This is a genomic window from Bradyrhizobium sp. OK095 (genome assembly GCF_900109945.1).
GTDB lineage: Bacteria > Pseudomonadota > Alphaproteobacteria > Rhizobiales > Xanthobacteraceae > Bradyrhizobium.
On record NZ_FOBX01000023.1, the window covers coordinates 66,684 to 78,623 of the forward strand.

General features: G+C 64.8%; 9 protein-coding genes. 6 read left to right on the forward strand and 3 right to left on the reverse strand.

Annotated elements, in window-relative coordinates; translation table 11 throughout:
* Positions 1–19: 19 nt before the first annotated feature.
* Positions 20–1,681, forward strand: coding sequence for a tannase/feruloyl esterase family alpha/beta hydrolase (locus tag BMW89_RS35975; protein WP_177196561.1), 1,662 nt, complete (start codon positions 20–22; stop codon positions 1,679–1,681).
* A gap of 25 nt (positions 1,682–1,706) precedes the next feature.
* Here BMW89_RS35975 and BMW89_RS35980 read toward each other — a convergent pair whose 3' ends face one another.
* From BMW89_RS35980 to BMW89_RS35990, 3 genes are all read right to left on the reverse strand, one after another.
* Positions 1,707–3,425, reverse strand: coding sequence for an ATP-dependent Clp protease adaptor ClpS (locus tag BMW89_RS35980; RefSeq protein ID WP_092035073.1), 1,719 nt, complete (start codon positions 3,423–3,425; stop codon positions 1,707–1,709).
* 112 nt (positions 3,426–3,537) lie between these two features.
* Positions 3,538–5,151: a DHA2 family efflux MFS transporter permease subunit gene (locus tag BMW89_RS35985; protein ID WP_177196562.1), complete on the reverse strand. Its 1,614-nt coding sequence runs from the start codon at positions 5,149–5,151 to the stop codon at positions 3,538–3,540.
* Positions 5,099–6,346: an HlyD family secretion protein gene (locus BMW89_RS35990; protein WP_177196563.1), complete on the reverse strand. Its 1,248-nt coding sequence runs from the start codon at positions 6,344–6,346 to the stop codon at positions 5,099–5,101. The genes BMW89_RS35985 and BMW89_RS35990 overlap by 53 nt, the downstream gene beginning before the upstream one ends.
* A gap of 157 nt (positions 6,347–6,503) precedes the next feature.
* Between BMW89_RS35990 and BMW89_RS35995 the strand changes: the two genes are divergently transcribed.
* The 5 genes from BMW89_RS35995 (at position 6,504) to BMW89_RS36015 (ending at position 11,644) form a co-directional block, all read left to right on the forward strand.
* The gene (locus tag BMW89_RS35995; protein WP_349516538.1) at positions 6,504–7,112 is read left to right on the forward strand and encodes a TetR/AcrR family transcriptional regulator; all 609 of its coding nucleotides are present in this window, start codon (positions 6,504–6,506) and stop codon (positions 7,110–7,112) included.
* Between the two features lie 45 nt (positions 7,113–7,157).
* Entirely contained in the window at positions 7,158–7,616 is a 459-nt protein-coding gene (locus BMW89_RS36000) for a MarR family winged helix-turn-helix transcriptional regulator (RefSeq protein ID WP_092035077.1), read from the forward strand.
* Complete coding sequence (locus tag BMW89_RS36005; RefSeq protein WP_092035078.1) at positions 7,613–8,383, forward strand: enoyl-CoA hydratase; 771 nt, start codon at positions 7,613–7,615, stop codon at positions 8,381–8,383. The genes BMW89_RS36000 and BMW89_RS36005 overlap by 4 nt, the downstream gene beginning before the upstream one ends.
* 117 nt (positions 8,384–8,500) lie before the next feature.
* Entirely contained in the window at positions 8,501–10,582 is a 2,082-nt protein-coding gene (locus BMW89_RS36010) for a methyl-accepting chemotaxis protein (protein ID WP_092035079.1), read from the forward strand.
* 123 nt (positions 10,583–10,705) lie between these two features.
* Positions 10,706–11,644 (forward strand): dihydrodipicolinate synthase family protein, encoded by a 939-nt coding sequence (locus BMW89_RS36015; protein ID WP_092035085.1) that lies wholly within the window; start codon positions 10,706–10,708, stop codon positions 11,642–11,644.
* The last annotated feature ends 296 nt before the right edge of the window (positions 11,645–11,940 follow it).

Genomic DNA, 11,940 nt, shown 5'->3' on the forward strand with positions numbered 1-11,940 from the left:
ACAAAGCCGGGTGGAAACCATGACGCGAACCAGAGCGAAGCTATGTGCGTTGTTGGTGGGCTCAGCAGTTGCGATGGGAGCGAGTAACGCCTTCGCCGTGACGCTTGCCGAGGATGCGGACACGGTCTGCAAGGGTCTCGTCGGTGGCGCGGATGCCTTGAAGATCGATTCCGCGACGTTGCTGGCGCCGTCGCAACTCGCCGTCGCCGAGCGCGGGCCGACGCCATCAGGCCGTGTCACGGCGGCCAATCCCGGCTTCTGCAAGGTGCTCGGCCATATCGACCCCGTCGATCCCAAGGCGCCGCCGATCAAATTCCAGGTCAACCTGCCCGCCGAATGGAACGGCCGCTCGCTGCAATATGGCGGTGGCGGTTTTAACGGCGTGCTGATCACCGGGCTGGGGTTGCCGCCCGCCTATCCCTTCGACAAGCCGTCGCCGCTCGCGCGCGGCTTCGTCACCTACGGCACCGATTCCGGCCACGAGACCAAGCCGGGCGAGCTGCCGCAGCTGTTCGCGCTGAACGACGAAGCGTTCGAGAACTTTGCTCATCGCGCCTACAAGAAGGTGCGCGATGCCGCGGTTGCGCTGATGGAGCGCGCCTATGGCAAGAAGCCCGAAAAAATGTACTTCATGGGTTCGTCCGAGGGCGGTCGCGAAGGCCTGACCATGGCCCAGCGCTACCCCGACGATTTCGACGGCATCTTCGCCCGCGTGCCCGTCATCAACTGGGTCGGCTTGCAGCATGCGGGCACGCGTTCGGGTCTTGCGACCATGGGCGAGGGCTGGATCAATCCCGCGCAGGTCAGGCTCGTCGGCGATGCGGTGCGGGCGGCTTGCGACAAGGCCGACGGCTCGGAGGATGCGCTGGTGCAGAATCCCGTTGCCTGCAAGGCGGCGTTCAAAGTCGAGACGCTGCGCTGCGAGGCCGGCAAGTCCGGCGATCAATGCCTCACCGAGCCGCAGATCAAGGCCGTGAATACGCTGCACGCGACCTACAAATTCCCGTTCGCGCTCGCCAATGGTCTCGACGACTATCCGGGCTGGGGCGTGTCGGGCGAGGACACGGCGGCGGCCGGCCCGACCGGCGGCTGGTCCGCGTGGTGGCTCGGCACTGCGCCGCCGGCGCAGCCGCCCGCGCCCAACAACGGCATCGCCTGGATCTACGGCGCCGGCGGCATTCAATATGTGTTCGCGCGCGACCCCAAGCTCGACGTCACCACCTACAAGGTGGAGGAGCACAAGGCGCGGCTGCTCGAAGTCTCCAGCCTGATGGATTCGACCGATCCCGATCTCGGCCGCTTTCGCGGACGCGGCGGCCGGCTGATCATGCTCGAGCACATGGCCGACTACGCGCAGAGCCCCTATGCCGGCATCCGCTATTTCGAAAGCGTCGAGCGCAAGCTCGGCAAGGCCGAGACCGCGGAGTTCGCGCGGCTCTACACCGCGCCCGGCGTCGACCACGTCGGCTCCGGCGCACCGGCCAATGTCGATATGCTGAGCGCCCTGGTGGACTGGGTCGAGACAGGCAAGGCGCCCGGCGATCTCGAAGTCACCGAGCAGAAGGTCGAGGCGCCGTCGTTTGCAGTTAGCCGCGCGATGCCGCTGTGCCGCTGGCCGGCGTGGCCGCACTACAAGGCGGGTCCGGTGACGGAGGCGTCGAGCTTTGCTTGCGCGCCGTAGCAGGCGCGCTACGTCGGACGAAGCGTCAGCCGGTCGCCATCGCCTGCGCGCCGCCGAGCAGCTGCGCGTTGAGCCGGCCGCCGGAGAACAGCATGTCGTCAAGCGCCTCGTCGATATCGGCGGAGATCACGGAGTTGCCGCCGTCCCGCGCGATGCTTCCCTGCGCCAGCCGCCGCATCAACTCCTTGATGAAGGCGCAACTGGTGCCCTCGCTGCGCCGGGCAGCCTCTGCGACGACCGCGTCGTCGAGCGGCAATCCCTTGCCGTAGAGCTGGACCAGCTTGCCGCGGCCGGTCTCGTCGGGGAGCGGCACTTCGATCGCCTGATCGATGCGACCCGGGCGACCGGCGAGGGCGCCTTCGAGGTCCTCCGGCCGGTTGGTGGTCAGCACGAACAGGATGTCCGCGTCCTCCTTCAGCCCGTCCATCTCATTGAGCAATTTGTTCAGCATGGACTCCTCGCACGGTCCCATGTCATCGCGGTCGCGGGCGATGAGATCGACGTCCTCGATCACCACCATCGACGGCTGGAGCAGCCGTGCCAGGCTCATATAGGCGCCGAGGAGGCCGATCTGCTCGGCGGTGATGATTAGCGTCGTATGCCCGGGCAAATGTGTTGCGAGATAGCGGATCGTGTGGGTCTTGCCGGTGCCCGGCGGTCCGTACAGCAAAATGCCCTTGCGTGTCGACTGGCCAAGCCGGCGCAATTGATCGCGGATACCCACGAAATTCAGCACGTTGCGATCGAGCAGGCGCAAAGTCTGCTCCGGCAGGATCACCTCGTTACGAGCGACCGGCGGCAATCGATGCACGGTGATGCCGCGCGAGCGCCCGCGATAGTCGGCGTCGGCATCGAGCGACAGGATCTTGCCGCGATAGGTCCGCGCGGTTTGCACGGCCACTTCCAGTTCGCCGAAGCATTGCTGGACGAGAGCCGCGCCTGCGGAACCTGTCGGCACCAGGATCTCGATCCGAATTCCGGGCTCGCGGCTATATTCGCGGTGAGCACAGAGCAAAACCGCATAGCGCAGACCATCCTGCTCGCAAAGCCATAGCCCGTTATCCAGACACTTGACCGGGCTCTTCTCTCCGACGTCGACGTCGGAATATTGCAGCGGGGCAATCGCGACCGCATAGCGGCCGTCCTTGAGAAGCCGCGAAATCGAGAGCGTTTCGTAGCGCTGCTCCTCGTTCAACCCGAATAATCTGATGGCCTTGTCGAAGAGCCGGTCGATCGCGGCCTGGACATCGACCCGCATGTGGCCGGGAAATTGGCGGATCGTGGTCACGAGCTTGCTGCGCGCGGTGCCGGCAAAGTGCCAGTCAAGAACGTCGCAGGCATAGTCGAACTCTTCTTCCCGTTCGTCGGCCTTGCTTTCGGCGGCCCGATTGCAATCGCTGCACAGCCAGATGGTGCGGCTCCCGATCCGCACGCTTACCTGTCCCTCGGACTTTTCGCAAAGCTCGCAAACGGTCTTGATTGCCTCGATCGTGATCTGCAGGTCGTGGCCTTCCATGGAAATGCGTTGTTGTGCAGATTTCAACAAGGCATCGGCGACAGCTTGCGGATAAGGCCCGCAAACCGCCTTTTCCTTCTGCTCGATCTGGGTGATTAGCGCTGCCGCCTCACGCTCCGACTTGCCGAAGACCTGACGGAGCAGATCGACCACGAACTGGTCCGGCGTATCGTCGTCATTATGAATGATGAGTTGGGTCGGCTGGTTCTCTCCACGCATACTATCCATCACGAAAGATCTCCGAGACAATCTATGATTGAATAGAACAAATAAGGAACACAAAAGAAAGCGGCCGTCAAGCATGACGGCCGCGATAAATTTCAATGGATGCGCGAACCCGCTAATGCGCCGGCCCGCCCGCCGCCCTCACCCGTCGCGTCAGCAGCACGGCGATTGCGGCAAGCACCAGCACCGCGCCGATCACTGCAAAAGTATCGGAGTAACCCATCACCAGCGCCTGGCGTTTCACCGTCTTGCCGAGTGCGATGATGGCCTGCTCGCGTGCGGCGTTGGGGTCGGGCACGCCGTGGGCCATGAAGTAATCCGTCATCTGCGCGATGCGGGCGCGAACTTCCTCCCGGCCGAGCGTGACCGACTGGCCGATGATGTTGGAGTGGAATTGCTCGCGCTTGGTGATGATGGTGGCGAGTGTCGCGGTGCCGATCGCGCCGCCGAGATTGCGGAACATGTTGCTGATGCCGGAGGCCGCGGCCGCGTCCTGCGGCGCGATGCCGCCTGTGAGCACCGAGGTCAGCGGCGTCAGCACCATGGCCTGGCCCACGGCGCGAACGATGTTGGGGATCCAGAGCTGGTCGCCGGCATAGTCCGGCGACATCGCCGTGTTCATGAAGCAGCTATAGGCGAAGATCAGCAGGCCGGTGATCGCGATATAGCGCGTGTCGAAGCGCTTCATCAGGATCGGGATCAGCGGGATCAGCACCAGCTGCGGCAGGCCGGTCCAGGCCAGCACGTTGCCGATCTGCTCGGCATTGTAGCCCTGCGCCTGGCCGAGATAGGCCGGCAGGATGTAGACCGAGCCGAACAGCGCAAAGCCAACCATCGTCATCGCGATGGTGCCGAAGCCGAAATTGCGCTGCGTGAGGAGGCGCAGCCGGATCAGCGGCTTCTCGATCGTGAGCTCGATCGTGACGAACAGCGTCAGGCTAACCGCCGCGATGATCGCCAGCTTGATGATGAAGGGCGAGGAGAACCAGTCGTCCTTATTGCCTTCCTCGAGCACGGCCTGTAGCGCCGACAGTCCGATCGCCATGGTGAAGATGCCGGCCCAGTCGCCCTCCTTCAGGAGGCCAAGCTGCATCTTCTGTTTCTCCAGTGTCAGATAGAGCGCGGCCACCATCACGGCGGTCGGAATCACGTTGACGAAGAAGATCGTGCGCCAGCCATAGGTCTCGGTGAGATAGCCGCCGATGGTCGGGCCGATCGCCGGTGCGAACGTCACGGACAGCGCGAAGATCGCGAGGCCGATCGGCTGCTGCGGCTTCGGCAGCTTGGTCAGCACCAGCGTGAACGCCATCGGGATCAGCACGCCGCCGGCAAAGCCTTGCAGGCCGCGCATGGCGATCATCGATGGCAAATCATGTGTGAAGGAGCAGGCGACCGAGAACGCGGCGAACAGCGTCGCGCTGGCCAGCATGTAGCGGCGGAACGAGAACACCCGGCTCAGATAATCGGTCAGCGGAATCACGATGATCTCGCCGATCAGATACGACGTCGAGATCCAGGAGCCGTTATCGGCGCCGGTGCCGATGCCGCCCTCGATGTTGGCCAGCGAGGCGTTGGTGATCTGGATATTCAGGATCGCCATGAACGAGCCGATCATGGCGGCAAGCACGGCGATCCAGACCGTAGCGCTCGCGCGGTTGGGATCGGCGGCCGGGCGATCAGACGTCGCGGCCGATGTGGCTTGCGTCGAAAGTGAGAGGCTGTTTGACATGGCACGACCCTCCGGAGACGAGCTTTGCTTTGGGCGTGACGGCCGCATTCGCGGCCGGCGCAATCGAGCGTGTTGCGATGGTCGGGATCACCGACATGCCGGGACGGAGCGCGATCACGGAGCCATGCGCGCCGTCGAGCGCGATCTTGACCGGGATGCGCTGCACCACCTTGGTGAAATTGCCGGTCGCGTTGTCCGGCGGCAGCAGCGCGAATTCCTGGCCGCTCGCGGGGGCGATGGAATCGACATGGCCGTGCACGATCTGGCCGGGGAACATGTCGACCTCGATGTCGACGGCCTGTCCGGCCTGCACACGCGTGAGCTGCGTCTCCTTGAAATTAGCGACGACATAGGCGCCCTCAGTCGGCACGATCGCCATCAGCTGCGTGCCCGCCTGCACGAATTGGCCGATGCGCAAGGAACGGTTGCCGACGACGCCGTCGATCGGGGAGACGATCGTGGTGTAGCCGAGATTGAGCTCCGCCTGCTGCTGGATTGCGGCTGCGCGCGCAGCGGAAGCCTTGGCTTGCACGATCTCGGCCTTGAGGAGATCGACCTGCTTCTGTGCGGAGATGAGGTTGGCGTTGTCGCGAGCGATCGCCGCGTCCGCGCCGGCGTCGCGCGCTTGCGCCTGCTGGGCGTTCTGCACGCTGCCATAGCCGGTCGCGGCAAGGTCCGTGTAGCGCTTGTTCTCCTGCCTGGCGAAAAGTTTCGCGGCATTGTCGACATCGATGGTCGCGCGTGCCGCGGCGATCACGGCTTCCTGAACGTCGAGCTGCGCTTCCTTGCTGGTCACCGTGGCATTTGTGGCGGCGACATCTGCTTTGGCCTGGTCGAGCGCGACCTTGAAGTCGCGGTCGTCGATCCGGGCCAGCATTTGACCGGCCTTCACATGCTCGTTATCGGCGACCAGCACCCGGTTGAGATAGCCGCTGACCTTCGGCGCGATGGTGGTGTTGTCGGCCTTCACATAGGCGTCATCGGTGGAGACGAGGTACTGCCCGACGGTCCAGTAGTCGTAGCCGTACCAGCTTGCGCCGGCCAGCGCGATGGCTGCCATTCCCATCAGCAACAGCTTGCGAACATTGAGTTTTTGTCGGACGACGCGGGTCGGCGCGGCGGGCAGAACGCCCTCCAGCACGGTCGCGGGAATGGCGGTTTGGGCGGCAGCAGCTGGGGTGGTGTGGACGGTCATGGCCGGCTCCCCTGAATTAGGAAACTTGATAATTTCCAAAATGAGACTAACTTGGGAATTGTCAATGGAATGACAGGCGTCATTTAAAAGCATGGCTCAGGCAAAATCAGAAAGCGCAAAATCGGAAAGTGAATGCCGTCCGCGCGGGCGGCCGCCGGTGCGCAGCGACGAGGAGACGACGCGGATCGTTCTCGAAGCCGCGCGGCACACGTTCGCCGTCGAAGGTTATGCGGCGACCAGCACCGAAGAGCTCGCGCGCCGCGCCGGCATCTCGACCAAGACGCTCTATCGTCTGTTTCCCGGCAAGGCCGCGCTGTTCGAGGCGATGTGCGCCGACAGGCTCGAGCGATTGCTGTCCGCCGTCGATCTGCAAGGAAGCGACAATGTCGACGTCGAAACCGGCTTGCGCGCCGCGCTGATGGCTTGCGCCGATCTCGCGCTCGATCCGGAAGTCGTGGCGTTGCAGCGCATGGTGCTGCAGCAATCCGCCACATTTCCCGAGCTCGCTGCAAACTTCTACACGAACGGCATTTCCCGCACCGCTAGGGCACTTGCCGGCTGGCTGAGCCTTCAGGTCAAGCGCAAGCGGATCGTCATCGACGATGTCGAGGAAGTTGCCGGCATGCTGGTCGGCATGGTCGCGTCCGCACCACAACGTGCCGCGATTTATGGCGGCATGCCGCTGCCGTCACGCAAGCAGATCGAGCGTCGCGTGCAGACCTGCGCGGCCCTGTTTTTGGACGGCTGCCGCGTCAAATCGGCCTAGCGGCTCCCTTTTGACAATCCGGTTCGTCTCGATTATATATTTCGCATGCGAAATAAAGCAGCCGCAGCGAGCCATCACCGGCTGATCTACCTCTTGAGCGTTGCACAACGGCGTTTGCAGCGCTGGATGGCGTCGCAGCCCGAGAGCGAGGTGACGCCGGCGCAGGCGGGGCTGCTGTTCATCCTCGGCAGGCAGGACGGCGTCCTGATGGGCGAGGCGGGCGCGGCGCTGGACATGGGGCCGGCCGGCATTTCCGGCCTGGTCGACCGCAGTGCTGCGGCCGGGCTGATCGAGCGACGTGCCGATCGCGAGGACGGACGCGCCTGGCGGGTGTGGCTGACGCCGAAGGGGCGCAGCGCGCTGGCGCAGGCGAAGATTTCGGCCGCTGCGATCAACGCGGCGCTGACGGACGGATTTACAGCTGCGGAGATCGACATCGTCGCGCGCTGGCTGACGAGCATTCAGGACAAGTTTCCAAGAGACTCAGAGGAGGAGAAGCAATGACCGAGCACGTCCGGATCGAGAACAACGACGGAGTTCTCACCCTCACGCTGGCGCGTCCCGACAAGAAGAACGCGCTGACGGATGCGATGTACGGCAAGCTTGCCGACAGCATCGAATCCGCCGAGTTCGACCCCTCCGTCCGCGTGATCCTGATCCGCGGCGAGGGCGACATGTTCACCGCCGGCAACGATGTCGGCGAGTTCGCGGCCGTCGCGGCGGGCAGGTCGGAAGGAAGCCGTAACGTCATCCGCTTCATCCAGTCGCTGGCGCGCTGCACCCGGCCGCTGGTTGCGGCCGTGCAGGGCCGTGCCGTCGGCGTCGGCACCACGATGCTGCTGCATTGCGACCTCGTCGTGCTCGCCGACAACGCGCAATTGTCCACGCCGTTCGTCAGCCTCGCACTGGTGCCGGAGGCCGCTTCCAGCCTGCTGATGCCGGCCCGGATCGGCTATGCCCGCGCCTACGAGATGTTCGCGCTCGGCGAGACCGTGCCGGCGAAGTCCGCGCTGGAATGGGGCCTCGCCAACCGTGTCGTCCCGCTCGACAAGCTCGACGCCGAGGCGCTCGCGCTGGCGCAGCGCCTCGCCCGTCAGCCGGCCGGCGCGCTCACGGCGACCAAGAAGCTGATGCGCAACGGCGAAGCGCTGGTCGCGCAGATGAATGCGGAGGGCGAGCAGTTCGCACAGCGCCTGCGCACCGCCGAGGCGCGCGAGGCGTTTACGGCGTTTGCGGAGCGTCGTCCGCCGGATTTCACCAAGGTTGCGTAAGGGGACGACGGGCGGCCGAAAGCGTGCAGGCGGAATCGCCTCAATTCAATTAAAACCTTAACCGAACATTGGCATATCGCGCTGCAAGGTGGCCTCTCCCGAGGCTCCTTGTGACTGATGGCAATGTTTAAGAAATCGGTAAGCTCGCTGCTCCTGACCTTGATGGCCCTGCTGGCCGTCGGTGCGCTGGCCTCTACGGCAATCCAGATGTTCGGCGCCTTCGGCCGCTACAGTGACAGTCTCGAGACTGCGCGGCTTGCCGCCGCCGACAAGGCGATCTTCCAGGGCGTGCTCTCCCTGCGCAACAATCGCGGCGATGCCCAGAGCGCGATCCTCGGCGATGACGATCCGCGCGCCAAACTGGAGGCAGCGGAGAAAGCCGAGCAGGGCGGCTATGACGCCGTCGGTGCTGCGCTCTCCACTGTCGAGTTTGCCCGCCGTGACGAGCTCGCGAGCACGCTGAAGCAGCGCTGGAGCGATGCCGCGCCGCAATTCCAGCTGTTCTACGACGAGGCCAAGCGTCCGCGCGCCGAGCGCAAGATCGAGCGGACCAACTCCTGGTACGACGCCGTCACCAAGGTGATCGACACCGCGAACCTCGCCTCCACCGCGGTGTCGAACCGTGCCTGGATGAACGATCCCTACATCGCGCGCATGATCCAGGTCCGCCGCTTCGCCTGGCAGGTGCGCGACCGCTACGGCATCCATTGCTCGGTGCTGCGTTCGAACGTCAACAGCAGCAAGCCGCTCGACGACACCCAGAAGCGCTCGCTGGCGCAATGGGACGGCACCATCGCCTCCGGCTGGGCCGGTATGGCCGAATTGCTCGCCGCACCCGACGTGTCGGCGGAACTGGTCACCGCGGCGAAGGACGCGCAGGCCAAGACCGACGGCGTCCTCAAGCAGATCGGCGAACTCACCAGGAATTTCGACGGCAGCGGCAAGCCCGCTATGGCCGCCTCGGAGTGGAACACGCTCTGCCAGTCGCCGTTCGCGTCCATCGTCGGGGTCGCGACCAAGGCGCTGGACCAGTCGATCGCGCGCGCCGAGTCAGTTCAGGCGACGGCGCTCACCAAACTCATCGTGCAGTCGCTCGCATTCCTGATCGCGCTCGCGGTGACCATGGCCGGCGTCTACGTGGTGCGCAATCGCCTGATGCGCCCGGTTCGCGCCATCCTCGACGCCATCGCCCGCATCGGCGCCCGTGACTATGCGACGCCGGTTCCGCAATCCCGCTATCCCGACGAGTTCGGCACCATGGCCGCGGCGCTCGAAAGCCTGCGCGAAAGTGCTGCGACCGCCGAGCGTCTTGGCCAGGAGCGTGAATCGCAGCAGGCCTTGCAGCTTGCCCGCTCCGGCACCGTGGACGAGGCTTGCCGCACTTTCGACGATACCGTGCAGGCGGTGATCCACAGCGTCGCTGCGTCGGCCAGGGAGCTCGATGCCACCGCGACCGATGTGCGCACGCTGGTCTCGGAATCGAGCAGCCAGACCGCGGCGGTCTCTGCTTCGGCCGAGCAGGCCACCAACAATCTCGAGACCATTGCGGCTGCGACCGAAGAGCTCTCCGCATCCGTCGGTGAGATCTCCGCGCAGGTGCAGTCAAGTGCGCGCGAGGCCCGCGAGGCCGTGTCGCAGGCCGAGCGAACCAACGCAACCGTCGAGATCCTCGACCAGACCGCAAGCCGCATCGGCGAAGTCGTGAAGATGATCAACGCCATTGCCGGCCAGACCAATTTGCTGGCGCTGAACGCCACCATCGAAGCCGCGCGCGCGGGTGAGGCCGGCCGCGGCTTTGCCGTGGTCGCCGGCGAGGTCAAGAGCCTGGCCGCACAGACCGCAACGGCGACGGAAGAAATCTCGCGTCAGGTCGCGGAGATCCAGGGCGCGACGGGTCAGGCCGTGACCGCTATCCGCTCCATCGGCGGCGCCATCAGCGGCATTGACGAGAAGATGACGGCGATTGCCGCCGCCGTCGAACAGCAGCGCGCGGCTACCACCGAGATCTCACGCAATTTCCAGCAGGCAGCTCAAGGCACCCGCGAGGTCACCGACACCATCGGTAGCGTCGCAAAACTCAACGAGGAGACCGGCAACGCCGGCACGGTGCTGTCCGACTCCGTGAAGAAGATGTCGGCCGACGCCGATCGTCTTCGCGTCGCGGTCGAAGGCTTTTTGGGAGCCGTGAAGACCGCGTAACTCTCACATTCCTGTTCCGACGGCGCGCGGATCGGCATTGCCGCCGATGCTCGCGCCGAGTACATCTGTCGCGCCGCACGAGTGCGGCGTAGATGTGCAAGAATATCAGGGATGGAGAGTTCGATGCCGGTCACCCCACACAAGGCCCAGCGCCCCTATCGCGGCGTGTTCCCGGTCGCGCCCACCATCTTCGACGCGCGCGGCGAGCTCGATCTCGAGGGCCAGCGCCGCTGCATCGATTTCATGATCGACGCCGGCTCGCACGGCCTCTGCATCCTCGCCAACTTCTCCGAACAGTTCGTGCTCACCGACGCCGAGCGCGACACCGTGATGCATGCGGTGCTGGAGCATGTGGCGGGCCGGGTTCCCGTCATCGTCACGACCACGCATTTCAGCTCCGCCGTGTGCGCGGCGCGCAGCCAGCAGGCGGAAGCGGCGGGCGCCGCCATGGTGATGGTGATGCCGCCCTATCACGGCGCGACCTTTCGCGTGCCCGAGAAGGGCGTCGTCGAGTTCTTTAGGGTGCTATCCGGCGCGATCAACATTCCCATCATGATCCAGGATGCGCCGGTGGCCGGCACGCCGCTGTCGGTCGAGCTGCTGGCGCGGCTGGCGCGCGAGTTCGCCAACATCCGCTATTTCAAGATCGAGGTGCCGGGCGCGGCTTCAAAGCTCCGCAGCCTGATCGAGGCGGGCGGCAAGGACATCGAAGGTCCCTGGGACGGCGAGGAGGCGATCACGCTGCTCGCCGATCTCGATGCCGGCGCCACCGGCGCCATGACCGGCGGCGGCTATCCCGACGGCATCCGCCAGATCATCGATCCCTATTTCGCCGGCGATCGGGAGAAGGCGAAAGCCGCTTACGAGCGCTGGCTGCCGCTGATCAATTACGAGAACCGCCAATGCGGCCTGATCGCGTGCAAGGCGATGATGCAGGCAGGTGGCGTGATCAAGTCGGACGCGGTGCGGCACCCGTTGCAGCCGCTGCATCCCGCGACAAAGGCGGGTTTGCTGGAATTGGCGAAGGAGCGCGATGCGTTGGCGCTGCGCTGGGGGAAGTAGGGCGCTCTGCCGTCATTCAGTCTCTCCGCCGTCATTGCGAGGAGCTCTTGCGACGAAGCAATCCAGAAATGTGTCCGCGGAGGCAGTCTGGATTGCTTCGCTTCGCTCGCAATGACGGAGATGCAGCTCCCGTAGATTCCATGGGGCGGTGAGCGAGCCCTATCCGTTAGGTTTGGGTTTCCACACTCGAACCACCGGAGAGTCTGATGCAAGCATCGACCGAGAGCACGCCCACCGCCGGACATAGTGGCACAATTTTCGTTGCAATCGAACTGAGCCAGCGGAGCTGGCTGGCA